Origin of the sequence: Polymorphum gilvum SL003B-26A1 (assembly GCF_000192745.1) — a bacterium.
Taxonomy (GTDB): domain Bacteria; phylum Pseudomonadota; class Alphaproteobacteria; order Rhizobiales; family Stappiaceae; genus Polymorphum; species Polymorphum gilvum.
Map to the genome: position 1 here is coordinate 1,367,843 of NC_015259.1, position 15,990 is coordinate 1,383,832.

At 69.6% G+C, this 15,990-nt stretch carries 12 protein-coding genes, 1 tRNA gene and 1 pseudogene; 13 read left to right on the forward strand and 1 reads right to left on the reverse strand.

Annotated elements, in window-relative coordinates:
* The first annotated feature begins 184 nt into the window (after positions 1 to 184).
* From SL003B_RS24165 to SL003B_RS06520, 11 genes and pseudogenes are all read left to right on the forward strand, one after another.
* Entirely contained in the window at positions 185 to 682 is a 498-nt protein-coding gene (locus SL003B_RS24165; RefSeq protein WP_013652024.1) for a molybdopterin oxidoreductase, read from the forward strand.
* A gap of 12 nt (positions 683 to 694) precedes the next feature.
* The gene (gene fdnG, locus SL003B_RS06475; RefSeq protein ID WP_206771963.1) at positions 695 to 3,172 is read left to right on the forward strand and encodes a formate dehydrogenase-N subunit alpha; all 2,478 of its coding nucleotides are present in this window, start codon (positions 695 to 697) and stop codon (positions 3,170 to 3,172) included.
* A gap of 15 nt (positions 3,173 to 3,187) precedes the next feature.
* Complete coding sequence (gene fdxH / locus SL003B_RS06480) at positions 3,188 to 4,096, forward strand: formate dehydrogenase subunit beta (protein ID WP_013652026.1); 909 nt, start codon at positions 3,188 to 3,190, stop codon at positions 4,094 to 4,096.
* Positions 4,089 to 4,757 carry a formate dehydrogenase subunit gamma gene (locus SL003B_RS06485; RefSeq protein WP_013652027.1) on the forward strand — a complete coding sequence of 223 codons (669 nt, stop codon included), beginning with the start codon at positions 4,089 to 4,091 and terminating at the stop codon, positions 4,755 to 4,757. The genes fdxH and SL003B_RS06485 overlap by 8 nt, the downstream gene beginning before the upstream one ends.
* A 154-nt stretch (positions 4,758 to 4,911) precedes the next feature.
* Positions 4,912 to 5,838: a formate dehydrogenase accessory protein FdhE gene (gene fdhE, locus SL003B_RS06490; RefSeq protein ID WP_013652028.1), complete on the forward strand. Its 927-nt coding sequence runs from the start codon at positions 4,912 to 4,914 to the stop codon at positions 5,836 to 5,838.
* 4 nt (positions 5,839 to 5,842) lie between these two features.
* Entirely contained in the window at positions 5,843 to 7,240 is a 1,398-nt protein-coding gene (selA, locus tag SL003B_RS06495) for an L-seryl-tRNA(Sec) selenium transferase (RefSeq protein ID WP_013652029.1), read from the forward strand.
* Positions 7,234 to 8,010, forward strand: coding sequence for a tetratricopeptide repeat protein (locus SL003B_RS06500; RefSeq protein ID WP_013652030.1), 777 nt, complete (start codon positions 7,234 to 7,236; stop codon positions 8,008 to 8,010). The genes selA and SL003B_RS06500 overlap by 7 nt, the downstream gene beginning before the upstream one ends.
* Positions 8,007 to 9,839 (forward strand): annotated as a pseudogene (gene selB, locus SL003B_RS22705) (selenocysteine-specific translation elongation factor); the annotation flags it as partial. The gene SL003B_RS06500 and the pseudogene selB, both read left to right, overlap by 4 nt.
* 114 nt (positions 9,840 to 9,953) lie before the next feature.
* Positions 9,954 to 10,048, forward strand: a tRNA-Sec gene (locus tag SL003B_RS06510).
* A 27-nt stretch (positions 10,049 to 10,075) separates the two neighbouring features.
* A complete protein-coding gene (locus tag SL003B_RS06515) occupies positions 10,076 to 10,525 on the forward strand; it encodes a hypothetical protein (protein WP_013652031.1) in 450 nt (149 codons plus the stop codon).
* Positions 10,512 to 10,883 (forward strand): hypothetical protein, encoded by a 372-nt coding sequence (locus SL003B_RS06520; protein ID WP_013652032.1) that lies wholly within the window; start codon positions 10,512 to 10,514, stop codon positions 10,881 to 10,883. Before SL003B_RS06515 ends, SL003B_RS06520 begins: the two co-directional genes overlap by 14 nt.
* 59 nt (positions 10,884 to 10,942) lie before the next feature.
* Here the strand turns inward: SL003B_RS06520 and selD are convergent, their stop codons facing one another.
* Positions 10,943 to 13,153 (reverse strand): selenide, water dikinase SelD, encoded by a 2,211-nt coding sequence (gene selD / locus SL003B_RS06525; RefSeq protein WP_049792651.1) that lies wholly within the window; start codon positions 13,151 to 13,153, stop codon positions 10,943 to 10,945.
* Positions 13,154 to 13,358: 205 nt separating this feature from the next.
* On the opposite strand from selD, the gene SL003B_RS06530 reads away from it, so the two are divergent.
* Together SL003B_RS06530 and SL003B_RS06535 are read left to right on the forward strand one after the other, a co-directional pair.
* Positions 13,359 to 14,678, forward strand: coding sequence for an NAD(P)/FAD-dependent oxidoreductase (locus SL003B_RS06530; protein WP_013652034.1), 1,320 nt, complete (start codon positions 13,359 to 13,361; stop codon positions 14,676 to 14,678).
* 3 nt (positions 14,679 to 14,681) lie between these two features.
* A complete protein-coding gene (locus SL003B_RS06535; RefSeq protein ID WP_013652035.1) occupies positions 14,682 to 15,989 on the forward strand; it encodes an NAD(P)/FAD-dependent oxidoreductase in 1,308 nt (435 codons plus the stop codon).
* The last annotated feature ends 1 nt before the right edge of the window (position 15,990 follow it).

The window sequence follows — 15,990 nt, forward strand, 5'->3', positions numbered from 1 at the left end:
GTTCTGGGTTTTGCGGAGGTCCTCCAGTCATTCGAAATAGTTGACTGCCAGGCAGGCAGCTTGCCAGCAGAGAGGGAGAGAAATGAACGTTCAAGTCACAAGACGCATGTTCCTGCGAGGGGCCGGCGGCTCCTTGGCGGGAACGGCGATTGGTGCGTTCGGATTCGGCGGCTCGGAGCAGGCCTTGGCCTCGACTGTGCGCCAGTTCAAGCTCACCTCGGCCACCGAAACACGCAACACATGCCCCTACTGCTCCGTCAGCTGCGGCATGCTCATCTACAGCCGCGGCGACGTCTCCAAGGGCGAGAAGGCCGAGATCTTCCATGTCGAAGGCGACGCCGACAACCCGGTGAACCGGGGCACGCTGTGCCCCAAGGGATCAGGCGTGCTCGACTTCATCAAGTCCAGGCAGCGCGTCACCGAACCGCTGTACCGCAAGCCCGGTTCTGACCGGTGGGAAACGGTCAGCTGGGACTTCGCCATGGAGCGCATCGCGCGTTTGATGAAGGACGATCGCGACGCGAACTTCATCGAGCGCAACGGCGACGGGACGACGGTCAACCGCTGGCTGTCGACCGGCTTCCTTGCCGGCTGCGCGACGTCGAACGAAACCGGCTGGCTCACCTGGAAGACGGTGCGTGGTCTGGGGCTCGTCCAGGTCGACAACCAGGCGCGCATCTGACACGCCCCCACGGTGGCCAGTCTGGCTCCGACGTTCGGGCGTGGTGCGATGACCAACAGCTGGACCGACATCAAGAATGCCGATGTCGTCCTGATCATGGGCGGCAATGCCGCCGAAGCGCATCCCTGCGGCTTCAAGTGGGTAACCGAGGCCAAGCATCACAACAAGGCGCGCCTTGTGGTGGTGGACCCGCGGTTCACGCGATCGGCCGCGGTGGCCGATTACTACTGTCCGATCCGTCCGGGCACCGATACCGCGTATCTGCTCGGCGTGATCAACTACCTGCTGACCGAAAACAAGGTCCACAAGGACTACGTGGCGCATTACACCAACGCCTCGTTCATCGTCCGGGGCGACTATGCCTTCGACGAGGGGGAAGGGCTGTACTCCGGCTACAATGCCGACCGGCGAGCCTATGACCGCACGTCCTGGGAGTACGAGTTCGGCGAGGACGGATTCGCCAGGCGCGACCTGTCGATGACGCATCCGCGTTCGGTGTTCCAGCTGCTCAAGAAGCACGTCGCGCGCTACACGCCCGAGACGGTGGAACGCATCACCGGCGCGCCCAGGGACAAGTTCCTGCAGGTCTGCGAGTACATCGGCTCCACCGGCAACGGCGAGCGGTCGATGACCATCATGTACGCGCTCGGCTGGACCCAGCACACGCATGGCTCGCAGAACATCCGCACGGCGGCCATGATCCAGCTGCTGCTGGGCAACCAGGGCGTACCGGGTGGCGGCGTGAACGCGTTGCGCGGGCATTCGAACGTACAGGGCCTCACCGACATCGGCGTGCTGGCGCATCTGACGCCCGGCTATCTGGGCATGCCGCGCGATGCGGAAGGGAACTTCGACGGCCACATGGCGGCGCGCGACTTCCGTCCGCTGCTGCCGGACCAGACGAGCTTCTGGCAGAACTACAAGAAGTTCTACGTCAGCCTGCTCAAGGCCATGTACGGGACGAACGCGACGCCGGAGAACGATTTCGGCTTCGACTGGCTGCCGAAGATCGACAAGGTCTACGACACGCTGCAGATCTTCGAGCGGGTCCATAACGGCGAGGTCAACGGCTTCATCTGCCAGGGCTTCAACCCGCTGATGTCGGTGCCCAACAAGGCCAAGATGTCGGCCGGGCTGTCGAAGCTGAAGTTCCTGGTCACGATGGACCCGCTGATGACCGACACGGCGGAGTTCTGGAAGAACCACGGCGAGGCCAATCCGGTCGATTCGGCGGCGATCCAGACCGAGGTGTTCGTGCTGCCGACCAACTGCTTCGCGGAGGATGAAGGCAGCTTCACCAACTCGAGCCGGACGCTGAACTGGCGCTGGAAGGCGGCGGAGCCGCCCGGAAACGCGCGCCACGACGCCCAGGTCATCGCCGAGCTGTTTCAGCGGATCCGCAAGCTCTACGAGGACGAGGGCGGCACGGCACCCGAGCCGATCCTGAACATCGACTGGCAGTACGCAGATCCGATGTATCCTCAGCCCGACGAACTGCTTCGGGAACTTAACGGCAAGGCGCTGACGGACATCCCCGACGCGTCGGACCCGACCAAGAAGCAGTATTCCGCCGGGCAACAGCTGGCTAGCTTCGGCCATCTGAAGGACGACGGTTCGACCATGGCGGCCTGCTGGATCTACACCGGCAGCTATACCGAGGCGGGCAACATCACGGCACGGCGGGACAATGCCGATCCGTCGGGCCTCGGCGTGCATCCCAACTGGGGCTTCGCCTGGCCTGCGAACCGGCGCGTCCTCTATAACCGTGCCTCTGCCGACCCGCAGGGCCGGCCGTGGAGCGAGCGCAAGCGCTACCTCGAATGGGACGGCACCAAGTGGGTCGGACCCGACGTGCCCGACTACGGTGCGACGGTGAACCCCAACCGCGACGTCGGCCCGTTCATCATGAACCCGGAAGGCGTGTCGCGGCTGTTCGCGCGCAAGCTCATGGCCGAGGGGCCGTTCCCCGAACACTATGAGCCGTTCGAAAGCCCGGTGGCCAACGTCCTGCACCCGAATACCTCCGCCAATCCCACCGCGCGGGTGTTCCAGGGCGACCTGGAGGCGTTCGGCACCTCAGACGCGTTCCCCTATGTCGCCACGACCTATCGCCTGGTGGAGCATTTCCACTGGTGGACGAAGACCGCGAAGCTGAACGCGATCGTGCAGCCCGAGTTCTTCGTCGAGATCAACCCGGCTCTGGCTGCGGAAAAGGGCATCTCCAACGGCGACTGGGTGCGCGTCTCGTCCAACCGCGGCTCCGTCAAGGGCAAGGCGGTGGTGACCAAGCGCATCCCCGAGCTGAAGGTCGACGGCAAGACCGTGCACGTGGTCGGCATGCCGCTGCACTACGGCTTCGTCGGGGAGACCAAGGTGGCCATCGGCGTCAACGCGCTGACGCCCTATGTCGGCGACGCGAACACCAACACGCCGGAATACAAGGCGTTCCTAGTCAACATCGAGCGCTCCGACGCGCCGAGCGTGGCATAGGGGAGGGCAAGGACGATGGCTTACATCCAACCGAAACTCGACCTTGTCCGGCGCTCGGCCAGTTCCGGCGCCGAGCCGGCGCTGAGCCGCGAAACCGAGGTCGCCAAGCTCATCGACATTTCCAAATGCATCGGCTGCAAGGCGTGCCAGGTGGCCTGCATGGAATGGAACGAGCTGCGCCAGGAACCGGAAGAGAACGTGGGGGTCTACGACAACCCCCACGACCTCAATCCGAACACCTGGACGCTGATGCGCTACACGGAATACGAGAACACCGCGGAGGACCGGCTGGAATGGCTGATCCGCAAGGACGGCTGCATGCATTGCACCGATCCCGGCTGCCTCAAGGCGTGCCCGTCTCCGGGCGCGATCGTCCAGTATTCCAACGGGATCGTGGACTTCATCTCGGAAGCCTGCATCGGCTGTGGCTATTGCGTGAAGGGCTGTCCGTTCAACATCCCGCGCATCTCGAAGGCCGACCACAAGGCCTACAAGTGCACCCTGTGCTCGGACCGCGTGGCCGAGGGCATGGGACCGGCCTGCGCCAAGGCCTGTCCGACCAAGGCGATCACGTTCGGGTCCAAGGACGACATGATCGCCCTGGCCAACGAGCGGGTCGAGGACCTGAAGGAGCGCGGCTATGCCAGGGCCGGGCTCTACGATCCGCCGGGCGTGAACGGCACGCATGTCATGTATGTGCTGCACCATGCCGACAAGCCCTCGCTTTACGCCGGGCTGCCGGACGCGCCGCGCATCAGCCCGCTGGTCGAGACATGGAAGGGCGTCACCAAATACGCCGGCATGCTCGCCATGGGGGCGGCGGCGGTCGTGGGCATCGGCCATTACCTCATGGCCGGCCCCAACGAGGTGTCCGAACATGACGAGGCGGAAGCCCGCAAGCTGAAGGAGGGGCGCGATGCCTGAGAAGACCTACGTCAGGCGCTACTCGGCGGGCGCCCGCCTGAACCACTGGGTGACGGCCGTCAGCCTCGTGCTGCTGGCGCTGTCCGGCCTGGCACTGTTCCATCCGAGCCTGTTCTTCCTGTCGGGGCTGTTCGGCGGCGGCGCCAACGTGCGCGAGTTCCATCCCTGGATCGGGCTGGTTCTGGCGGTCAGCTTCCTGGGCCTGTTCTTCCGGTTCTGGAGGCTCAATCTCTGGGAGCGGACGGACAACGTCTGGCTGACGCGCCTGCGCTCGGTCCTCGCCGGCCGGGAAGAGGATCTGCCCGAGATCGGCAAGTACAACGCCGGCCAGAAGATGGTGTTCTGGCTGATGTCGATCCTGATCGTCGCGCTGTTCCTCAGCGGGGTCGTGCTGTGGGACCAGCAGCACGACTGGCTGGCCGCCAACCTCGGGCTGAGCTTCACGATCGAACAAAGCCGGGTCGCGGTGCTGATCCATGCCATCGCGGCGGTGATCGCCATCGTCGTGTGGATCGTTCATGTCTATGCCGCGATCTGGGTCAAGGGCACCATCTCGGCCATGACGAGGGGCGAGGTGACGGGCGGCTGGGGCTGGCGGCATCACCGTCGCTGGCTGCGCGAGGAGGTCGCCCGGGGCGGCAAGTCCCGTCCGGCGGAGTGATCCCGGCGGATCGCACGCCTGAACGACGGCCGGAAAAGGCCTCAAAAAGGCAATGGGCAGAACGCCCGACAGACCATTGGCCCGGACCGTTGCGGCCCGGGCCATCACAACCGACGAGTCCCACAAACGGGACGGTCTTGCGAGGGAGGTCAAGATGCCGCGTGCCGGCTCTCATTCGTCTGCGCCCGATCCGACCAGCATCGGCGAGGTGGCAGCCCCGCCATTCGCCCTCACCCCCAACCCGGACAAGGTGTTTGCCGCGCGCGCCCGGCGCTTCGCCGACCTGGCGGCGCGGGGCGACGACCTTGCTCCTTATCTCCTGTTCCTGTCCGGTCTGTGTGCCGCCCAGGCAGGCATCCTGGCCGGACTGCCGCCGGTCGTGCTGCCTGCCGAGGACGAGCGCGCAAGGTCCAGCCGGCACGGCATGCCGCAGCTCGGACGCACGGGACTGGCCGGCGACCCGGTCGCGCTCGCCACTTTCGACGCCCTGCTGGCCGCGCTCGACGGCGGGCCCATGCCGGCCCAGACCCAGGCGGCGGTGACGCGGCTGCGGGCCGCCAGCCCGGAGAGCCGCGGCGCGCTGCTCGACGATGCGCTGGCCGAGCAGGCGGATCCGACGCGGATCGCGGAAACGGTGCTGGCTGCCGCGGCGCTGCAAGTGCACATGACGCGCATGGCCGCCGGACTGGATGCCGACAGCCTGAAAAAGGTCGCTAACGGCGCCTGCCCGGCCTGCGGCGGCGCGCCGGTGGCCAGCGCCGTGGTCGGGCGCGAGGGCATGGCCAACACCCGCTTCTGCACCTGCGCGCTGTGCGCCACCGAATGGCACGTCGTGCGCGTGCTGTGCCTCAGTTGCGGCAACGAGCGCGGACTGGTCTTCCACGGCATCGAGGGCGGCGACGACAACGTCAAGGCCGAGACCTGCCCGACGTGCTCGAGCTACACCAAGATCGTCTATCAGAACCGGGATCCCGCGCTCGATCCGCTCGCCGACGACGTCGGCTCCCTGGCGCTCGACCTGATGCTGGCGGAGACCGGCAAGACGCGCTTCTCGGTCAATCCGTTCCTCATCGGCTACTGAGTCCATGGGCCAGGGGTTCGCAAACCTGCCGTCGGTGGACGAGGTGCTGCGCGGGCCGGCCGGACAGCTGTGCAGCGCGCGCTTCGGCCATGCGGCGACGCTGTCGGAGGTGCGCGCCGGGCTCGAGGCCCTGCGCGCGCGGCTGCGCGCCGATCCGGCGGCGGCGCCCGACCGTTCGGCGGCGGCGGAAGGGCTCGGCCGCCAGGCGCTCGCGGCGCTCGAGCGGGCCGACGCGTCGAGGATGGTGCGCGTCTTCAACCTCACAGGCACGGTCCTGCACACCAATCTGGGTCGGGCGATCTATGCCGACTCCGCGGTCGAGGCGGCGACCCGCGCCATGCGCCACCCGCTGGCGCTGGAATACGACCTGGAGTCCGGCCGGCGCGGCCAGCGCGACGATGCCGTGCAGCAGCTTGTGAGCGAACTGACCGGGGCGGAGGACGCTTGTCTCGTCAACAACAACGCCGCCGCCGTGCTGCTGGTGCTGGCGGCGCTGGGGCAGGGGCGCGAGACGATCGTGTCGCGCGGCGAACTGATCGAGATCGGTGGCTCGTTCCGCATGCCGGCGATCATGGAGGCGGCGGGGACGCGCCTGCGCGAGGTGGGAACCACCAACCGGACGCATCCGCAGGACTATGCCGGCGCCATCGGACCCCAGACGGCCCTGCTGATGAAGGTACATACCTCGAACTACCTGATCCAGGGCTTCACGAGGGAAACCACCACCGCCGAGTTGGCGCTGCTCGCCCGCGAGGCCGGCTTGCCGCTCGTCGACGACCTCGGCTCGGGCACGCTGGTCGACCTGTCCCGCTGGGGGCTGGCGCGCGAGCGCACGGTGCAGGACGCGCTGCGCGACGGCGCGGATCTGGTGACCTTCTCGGGCGACAAGCTGCTGGGCGGGCCGCAGGCGGGGTTCATCGTCGGGCGGCGCGATCTGGTGCGCGCCTGCGCCAGTCACCCGATCAAGCGCGCCGTGCGGCTCGACAAGGTGCGGCTAGCGGCGCTGGAGGCGACGCTCAAGCTCTATCGCGATCCGGATCGGTTGGCCGAGCGCCTGCCGACGCTGGCGGCCTTCGCGCGCGGGGTCGAGGACCTGCGTGCGCTCGCCGCTCGGCTCGCGCCTGCCGTCGCCGCGGCCACCGGCCGTGCGGTGGAGATCGCCGAGACCCGCAGCCAGATCGGCTCCGGAGCGCTGCCGCTGGAGACGATTCCTTCGATCGCGCTGTGCCTGCCGGCCGCCGGGGGCGAGGCCGACCGGCTCGCTGTCGCCTTTCGCCGCCTGCCGATCCCGGTGGTCGGGCGCCTCGAGGGCGGTGCGGTGCTGCTCGACCTGCGCTGCCTAGACGACGAGGACGCCTTTGTCGCGCAGCTGCCTGCCTTTGGCATGGAGGCACCATGCTGAAGAGGCTGTTCGGTGCCAGGCCCGATCCCGAAGCGGAACTGAAACGGGCCATCGGCCTGCTCGACGCGGGCAGGGTGGAGGCGGCGCTTGACCTCCTGGTGCCGCTCGCCAAGGCCGGTCATGCGCGTGCGCAGGCCGAGGTGGGCACCATACTGCTCAGCGTGCAGGGGATCCGCCCCGACGACGAGGCGGCAGTCAAATGGCTCATCGCCGCGGCCCTGCAGGGCGATCCGGCAGGAGCGCGGATGCTGGGCTTTGCCTATCTCGACGGACGCGGCGTGCCGGTCGACGCGGTGACCGCCCGCGATCTGCTTAAGAAGGCGGCCGCCGGGGGCGACCTGCTTGCCGCCGAGCATCTGGCCGAGATGTTCGGCGATGCGGACGGCCCCCATGCGGACCTGCCGGTGGCGCGCGTCTATGCCGAACAGGCGGCAAAGGGCGGGCGCAGCGCGGCGATGCTGCGGCTGGGGCGGATGCTCTACGACGGTGCCGGGGGCGAGGTCGACCCGGTGGCGGCGGCCTGGTGGTGGGCCCTTGCCGCACGGGCAGGCGAGGCCGATGCGCTGGTGCTCCTGGGCGTCGCCCGCGCGCTCGGACGCGGCACGGCACGCGATCCGGTGCAGGGCTGCGCGCTGGTGCTGAAGGGGTGCGAGGCCGGCAGCGCGCTGGCCGGCGTCTATCTGCACGGGCTCATGGCCGGGCTCGATGCCCGCCAGCGGGGCGAGGCGGAGGCGCTTGCCACCGCGCCGCTTGCGGAGTTGCTGCCATGATCGTCGGCACCGCGGGCCATATCGACCATGGCAAGACCAGTCTGGTCCGTGCCCTGACAGGTGTGGAGACCGACCGGCTGAAGGAGGAAAAGGCGCGCGGGATCACGATCGAGCTCGGCTTCGCCTACTGGCGTCGGCCCCATGGCACGGTCGGCTTCGTCGACGTGCCGGGGCACGAACGGCTGGTGCACACCATGCTGGCCGGAGCGACCGGGATCGATCTGCTGTTGCTGGTGGTCGCCGCCGACGACGGCCCCATGCCGCAGACGCGCGAGCATCTGGCGATCGCCGACCTGCTCGGCCTTCGGCACGGGATGGTCGCCCTGACCAAGGCCGATCTGGTCGGCCCGCAGCGGCTGGCCGAGGCCGAGGCGGAAATCCGGGCGGCGCTGCGCGGCACCGGCCTGGCCGGCATCCCGATTCATCCGGTGTCTGCCGCGACCGGGCAGGGCATCGAGCGTTTGGCCGCTGCGCTCGACGCGGCTGCGCTCGACCTCGGAACCCGGCGGGCCGACGATGCCTTCCGGCTTGCGATCGACCGGGTGTTCACTCTGCAGGGCACCGGCACCGTGGTCACCGGGACCATCCTGTCCGGCCGCGTGGCGGTGGGCGACCGGCTCGTCGTCTCGCCGGCGGGACTGGAGGCGCGCGTTCGCTCGCTCCATGCCCAGAACGCGGCGGCGGAAGAGGCTTTCGCCGGGCAGCGCTGCGCCGTGGCGCTGGCGGGAGCGCGCATCTCGACCGACAGCGTGACGCGCGGCGCCGTGCTGCTGTACCCGTCGCTCCATGGGCCGACGCAGCGCATGGACGTGTCGGTGCGCGTGCTGCGCGGCGAGGCGAAGGCCCTGTCGCAATGGGCTGCCGTGCGGGTGCATCACGCGGCCGAGGAAACCACGGCGCGGCTGGTGCCGCTCAGCGCGGATGCGATCCCGCCGGGCGCGGAGGGGTTCGCCCAGCTCGTGCTCGACGCGCCGCTCGCGGCGGCGGTGGGCGACCGGTTCGTTCTGCGCGACATCTCGGCCACCCGCACGATCGGCGGCGGAACCATCCTCGACCTCGCGGGGCCTGAGCGGCGGCGGCGCGCGCCCGCGCGGCTGGACGAGTTGCGGCGACTCGCCACGTCCGCGCCCGACGAGGCGCTGGCCGCGTTGCTCGACGGCCCGCGCGGCTGGGTCGATCCGCAGCGCTGGGTGCGGGATCGGGCCGAGCTGCCCGAGGCGGCGGACGCTCTGGTCGACCGGCTTGGACTTGTGGTGCTGCCGCGACCCGACGGCGGCACGGCGGCCTTTTCCGCCGCCGGTTGGGCGCGACTGCGGGACGAGATCGGTGCACGGCTCGACCAGGCGCACGAGGAGCGCCCGGACCTGCCAGGCCTTGGCCAGGAACGCCTGCGCCTGTCGCTGGTCCCGCGCCTGCCGGCGCCGGTGTTCCAGGCGGTGCTGGGCCGGCTGGCCGAGGAAGGCGTGGCCAGGCCCGACCGGTCCTGGCTGCGCCGGCCCTGGTTCGAGGTGCGCCTGTCGCCGGAGGAAGAGGAGATCTGGCGCCGCCTGCTGCCGCGGTTCGCGGGCGAAGGCCGGTTCCGCACGCCGCGCGTGCGCGACATCGCGCGCGACACCGGGCTCGACGAGGGGCTGGTGCGCCGTATCCTCAAGCTCGCCGCCCGGCGCGGCGATGTGGAGGAACTTGCGCACGACCACTTCTTCCTGTCGGAGACGGTGACCGAGATGGCCGGCATCGTCCGGGACCTGGCCGAGGCGGCGGCACCGGAAGGCTTTCCCGTCACGGCCTTCCGCGACCGGCTCGACAACGGCCGCAAGGTGGCCATCCAGATCCTCGAATTCTTCGATCGCCAGGGGCTGACCATGCGGCGCGGCGACATCCGCCGCATCAACCCGCACAAGAAGGACCTATATTGCCGGGTGCAGACGCCCGGACCCGTTTCAGGAGGAGAATCGTCCCCGGTGGGGCGTCCGGACTTCAAATCCGGGAGGGGCTGCGAGACAGTCCCTGGTGGGTTCGACTCCCGCCTCCTCCGCCAAGTTGCCGACGTTCGAGAGGCTGGACGATGACCGAAAGACCCGGTTTCCTGACAGAACTGGATCGCCGCGCCAGCGAGGCGCAACAGGAGGAGGTGCGCTTCCGCAGGTCCTTTGCCGAAGAAGTGGCCAGGCGGGAGCGCGCCCGCGTGTTCGCCTTCCGCCGGGCCGGGTTCATGGCCAGGATGACGGCCGTCTGTATCCCTGCCGACAGCGACGAGGCCGCCGCCAAGGCGGCGCAGGCAGCCATCTGTGCCGAGTTCGGCTGGTCCGGCGGCAGCGAGGCGCACGCCCGCATCCTCGACCGCTTCGCGCCGGTCGCCGAGGCGGTCCGGCGAAGCGTCACGGGTGCTGCGGACGAGACCGATCCGATCGCCGAGATGGCGGACTTCGAGGACTGGTATGCCGAGACGACCGGCAGCCCGTTCCTCGCCCTGTTCGACCAGGAACCGCTCGAGGCCCCGGTTGTCGAGTTCTGAGACCGACTTCTCGCGCTGGCTCTCGGCCCGCTATGCGGCGAGCGAGGGATTCACGGCGCTCATCCTGCTGGTGGCGATTCGCGAGCAGGTCGACATGCTGGCCTGTGCCTATCTGCACGTGATCGGGGACGACATCACCTGGCCCGAGATGCGCGGGCTTATCGACCAGAGCGGCAAGCCCTGGGACGGTGTGGCGATCTTTGCCGAGAACGCTGTCGGAGGCGGCCCGGTGATCGATGTCGTCGCCGCGTCGCGCCTACAGGACCGGATCGATCAGGTGACCGCCGACCGGATGGTACTGAACGAGGCCGGCTTCTTCGACCCCAGGGGGCGGGCGATCCGGATCGATCCGGCATGAGGCCCGACCACCCCTGAAGGCTTGCGGCTTGCGCGCGGATAGCGTGACGGACCGGAACGTCAGACCAGGACGATCCGGCCCTGGCCGGCCGTCGCGGCTCCGGCCTCGACCGTGCCGATCCGAACCGCGGCCTCGCCGGCGGCATCGAGCGCTGCCATCGCCTTGTCCACCGCCTCGGCCGGCAGCGCGGCCAGCAACCCGCCGCAGGTCTGCGGATCAAACAGGAGATCGGTTGTCGCGCCCCGCGGTCCGTCGACGTGATGGTCGAGGGCGGCCCGGTTGGCCGGCATCAGCGTCGAGGCAATGCCCTGCTCGGCGAGATCCGCGGCCCCCGGCAGGAGCGGGATTGCAGACAGATCCAGCCGCGCCGAGAGACGGCCGTGGCCGAGCATCTCCCACAGATGGCCGGCGAGGCCGAAGCCCGTGACGTCGGTCATCGCACGGGCGGATCCGCGCAGGATGTCGGCGGCCATACCGAGCGGGCGGGCCATCGCGGCGATGCAGGCGGCCCAGGCCTCTCCGAGCATCGGGCCTCCGGTCCGGCGCGTGCGGGCGAGCGCCATCTCGGCGGCCAGCACCACGCCGGTGCCGATCGGCTTGGTCAGGATCAGACAATCGCTCGGCTGCGCGGCGTGCTTGGCCACTGGAGCCGACGCCAGGCCCGTGACCGTGAAGCCGATGGTCAGTTCGTCTCCGACCGCCGTGTGGCCGCCGGCCAACTCTGCTCCAGCGTCGCGGAACACGGCGCCGGCAGCGGCCATGACTTCGGCGAGCATCCGCGCCTGCAGCCGTTCCGACAGGCGCGGGAGGGTGATTTGCGCCAGCGCGATCTGCGGCGCGGCGCCCATGGCCCAGATGTCGCCAAGCGCGTGGATCGCGGCAAGGCGCGCCATGAGATGGGGATCGCCGACGAAGGCGCGCAGGTGGTCGGTGGTGATCACCTGCCGCATGCCGCCGACGGACAGCACCGCGGCATCGTCGCCCGGGCCGGAGAGCAGGTCGTCGCGCTGCGGCGGGGGCAGGGCAGCCAGGGCCTCGGCCAGGGTGACGCTGCCGACCTTGGCACCACAACCGCCACACATCGGCTTGGTCCCCATCGCCTCGGCCAACCCCCTGGCGTGCGGTTGCGGCAGGGGCTCTACGGGCATGGCGGGATAGGCGTCGAACCTGGTCATGAACCGTCGGTCGATGCTGTCCTTGATCTGCCACAGCCAGCGGCCGCCGATGCGCAGGCCGAACTTGTCGGCCACAGCGGCCTTGCCGCCCATGGAGATCAGCTTCAGGTAGTCGCGCTGCGGCGCATAACGGCGCATGGCGCCGCCGGCGACGGCGGCGCGCAGGTTGTGGAAGAGGACCGGTGCCTCGCGCACCGCATAGACGCCGGCCTTGGGACGCGGGGCGAAGGCCAGATGGGCGCAGTCGCCGGCGGCGAAGACCGCCGGATCCGAGGATTGCAGCGTCGGCGAGACGACGACGAAGCCGTCATGCAGAACGAGCCCGGTCTCGGCCAGCCAGGCCTGCGGCTGCGAGCCCGCGACCGACAGGGTGAAGTCCGAGCGCAGGCGGGAGCCGTCCGTCAGGTCAACGGCGTCTGCCAGGATCCGGGCGACAGAGACGTCGGTCCGCAATGCGATGCCATGGGCGTCCATGGCAGCCAGCAAGCTGCGCCGTGTCGCCGGGGCGACGCCCGGCAGCGCCGTGGCCTGCCGTTCCACCACGGTAATCCGCGGCTGTCGACCGGCCGCCGCCAGGCGATGGGCCGAGGCCAGCGCCAGTTCGACGCCGCCCACGCCGCCGCCGATGACGGTCAGGTGCGGCGCCTGCGGCGCATCGGCGACAAACCGCTGCCACTGCTCGCTGTAGTCGCCGAGAGGCTTGGCGCTGACACCGTGTTCGGCATAGCCGGGGAGATGCGGCAGGTCGGAGGCGATGCCGATGTCGATCGAGGCGACGTCGTAGGCCAGCACCCGGCCCGAAGCGAGCCGCGCCTGGCGCGCCTCAGGGTCAAGGCCGACCACCCGGTCCAGGATCGCCCGGGCTCCGGCAAAGCGGGTGAGGCGGACCAGGTCGATCATCATCTCGTCGCGCCTGTAGTGGCCGGCGATCGCTCCGGGCAGCATGCCCGTGTAAGGCGCGACGGGGCCCGGATTGACCACCGTGATGCGCGCGCCGGCGAGCGGTGCCATGCCCCACATGCGCAGCACCAGCGCATGGGCATGGCCACCGCCGATCAGAAGGATGTCCTGGGTCAGGGGAAGGGGCGCACGCATCGTGAAGTCGCATCCGGCCATCGGCGAGAACTGGTTCGGACCTTAGCGCGCTTTGGCCGCAAGGGCGAGAAGCACCGGGGCGCGATAGTGCCGGCGCCGGCCGACGGTGCCGCGGCGCACGCGACATTTCGCGCCCGGCGCGGGCTTGCCAAGCGCCTGTCGGCGGGAAAGACTTGGCGTCCCTGCGACCGGCGAGAGTCCGATCATGCTGAACCGCCTCGACCTTCTGACCGCAAACGATCGGGCCGGCCGCCATCCGCCGTCCTGGTATTCCGCGACGGCCAACCGGCAGACGGCGCATGCCCCGCTCGCCGGCACCATATCCTGCGACGTCTGCGTGATCGGCGGCGGCTATACCGGACTGTCGGCCGCGCTGCACCTGGCCGGGCGCGGGTACGATGTCGTGCTGCTCGAGGCGCACCGGCTCGGCTGGGGCGCGTCGGGACGCAATGGCGGCCAGGTCGGTTCCGGCCAGCGCCTCGACCAGATCACGCTGGAACGGCAGCTCGGCGAGGCCCATGCGCAGCGGCTGTGGGGCCTTGCCGAGGAGGCCAAGGCGCTGGTCGCCGATCTGATCGCCCGCCACGCCATCGCCTGCGACTTCGTCCACGGCGTGCTGCACGCCGACCACCGACGATCCTATGTCGCTGAAAGCAGGGCCTATGCAGAACACCTTCAGAGCCGCTATGGCTACGACCTGATCCGCTTCGTCGACGGCAAGGAAATGGCCGAGCGGCTCGCCAGCCCGGCCTATTTCGGCGGGACGCTCGATGCCGGCGCCGGTCACCTGCATCCGCTCAACTTCGCCCTCGGCCTGGCGGCGGCCGGCGAGGCGGCTGGCGTGCGCTTCTTCGAGGAGAGCACGGTCACCGGCTACGAGCCCGGCGATCCGGTCCGCGTGACCACCCCCGGCGGCAGCGTGAGCGCCCGCTTCCTGGTGCTCGGCTGCAACGGCTATCTCGGCCGGCTCGACCGCACGGTGTCGGCCCATGTCATGCCGATCAACAACTTCATCATCGCCACCGAGCCCTTGTCGGAGAGCGAAGCGGAGACGCTGATCGCCGGCAACGTCGCCGTCGCCGACAGCAAGTTCGTCATCAACTATTTCCGCCGCTCGTCCGACAACCGGCTGCTGTTCGGCGGCGGCGAGAATTACGGCTATCGCTTTCCCTCCGACATCAAGGCCTTCGTGCGCCGGCCGATGCTGCAGGTGTTCCCGCAACTGAAGGACGTTCGCATCGACTACGGCTGGGGCGGCACGCTGGCGATCACGCCCAGGCGCATGCCCTATTTCTCCAGACTGTCGCCCAACGTGCTTGCCGCCGGCGGCTATTCCGGCCACGGCGTGGCGATGGCGACGCTCGCCGGCCGGCTGCTCGCCGAGGCAGTCGACGGCACGGCCGGGCGTTTCGAGGTGTTCGAGAGCCTCAAGCTGGCGCCGTTCCCCGGCGGCGACCGGCTGCGCTTCCCGTTGCTGGTGCTTGCGATGACCTGGTTCGCCCTGCGCGACCGGCTGGGCATCTGAGCTATGGCCGGCGAACTCGCCATCGGCAGCTTCTGGGAAGGCACGGTCGGGGCGATCGCCGAAGATCCTCCGCTGTCGGGGGACGTCGAAGCCGACGTGGCGATCGTCGGCGCCGGGTTCACCGGCCTGAGCGCGGCGCTGAAGGCGGCAAGCGCGGGAGCATCCGTGCGTGTGCTGGAGGCTGCGCGCGTCGGCTGGGGTGCGTCGGGGCGCAACGGCGGCTTCTGCTGCATGGGCGGCTCCAAGCGCAGCGCGCAGGATCTGGTTGCTCGCTACGGCCGCGACGAGGCGCGCCGTTTCGTCCGCTTCCAACTCCAGGCGATCGATACGGTCGAGCAGCGTCTCGCCGATTGGAGCCTCGACGTCGACCGCCATTCCGATGGCGAGACGATCCTCGCCCATCGTCCGTCCGCGCTGAAGGGCCTCGCCGAGGAGGCAGCGTTCCTGAACGATGCTTTCGGGCTCGGTGCCGAGATCCTGTCGCGCGAGGGACTGGCCGACCGCGGCATGGCGGGCCCCGACTTCTTCGGCGGCATGCATGTGCCGCACGGCTTCGCGCTCAACCCGATGAAATACGTCCAGGGCCTGGCCGCGGCGGCGCGCGCCGCCGGCGCGGTCCTCAACGCTCGCTCTGCGGTGACCGCGATCCGGCCCGGCGGCGGGCGCTGGCACTTGCAGACCCCGGAAGGCACGGTCGCGGCGCGGCGGGTGATCCTTGCCGGCAACGGCTATTCCCGCGAGGACGTGCCCGACTGGCTCGCCGGCCGGCTACTGCCGGTGCTGTCCAATATCCTGGTGACCCGGCCGCTGACGCAGGGCGAACTGGCGGCGCAGGGCTGGACCTCGCCGCGTATGGCGGCCGACACGCGCACGCTGCTGCACTATTTCCGTCTTCTGCCCGACCGGCGCTTCCTGTTCGGGATGCGCGGCGGCATCTTCGGGACGGCGCGCGAACACGCCGCCATGCACCGGCGCATCCGCGCCGACTTCGCGCGCCTGTTCCCGGCCTGGGCCCGCGTCGAGGAAAGCCATTTCTGGTCGGGGCACGTCTGTCTCGCGCTCGACCTCAACCCGTTCATCGGCGAAGTGCCGGGCTGGCCCGGCGTCTTCGCAGCCATGGCCTATCACGGCAACGGAGTGTCCATGGCCTCGCTCGCCGGCGAGGCAGCTGCCAACCTCGCCCTCAGCCTCGCCCGGGCCGACGACCTGCCGGCGGTGGTGCGCGCGCCGTTGCGCCGCTTCCCGGCCCCGGCTCTGCGTCGCCTCTACCTGCAGGGCGCCTACTGGTGGTACGGGCTGAAGGATCGGTAGA

Bases quoted from the DNA above. Each gene is read 5' to 3' on its own strand.
- selD (WP_049792651.1), bottom strand. From the start codon at position 13,153: ATGCGTGCGCCCCTTCCCCTGACCCAGGACATCCTTCTGATCGGCGGT.
- fdhE (WP_013652028.1), top strand. From the start codon at position 4,912: ATGCCGCGTGCCGGCTCTCATTCGTCTGCGCCCGATCCGACCAGCATC.
- fdxH (WP_013652026.1), top strand. From the start codon at position 3,188: ATGGCTTACATCCAACCGAAACTCGACCTTGTCCGGCGCTCGGCCAGT.
- SL003B_RS06515 (WP_013652031.1), top strand. From the start codon at position 10,076: ATGACCGAAAGACCCGGTTTCCTGACAGAACTGGATCGCCGCGCCAGC.
- selA (WP_013652029.1), top strand. From the start codon at position 5,843: ATGGGCCAGGGGTTCGCAAACCTGCCGTCGGTGGACGAGGTGCTGCGC.
- SL003B_RS06530 (WP_013652034.1), top strand. From the start codon at position 13,359: ATGCTGAACCGCCTCGACCTTCTGACCGCAAACGATCGGGCCGGCCGC.
- SL003B_RS06500 (WP_013652030.1), top strand. From the start codon at position 7,234: ATGCTGAAGAGGCTGTTCGGTGCCAGGCCCGATCCCGAAGCGGAACTG.
- SL003B_RS06485 (WP_013652027.1), top strand. From the start codon at position 4,089: ATGCCTGAGAAGACCTACGTCAGGCGCTACTCGGCGGGCGCCCGCCTG.
- SL003B_RS06535 (WP_013652035.1), top strand. From the start codon at position 14,682: ATGGCCGGCGAACTCGCCATCGGCAGCTTCTGGGAAGGCACGGTCGGG.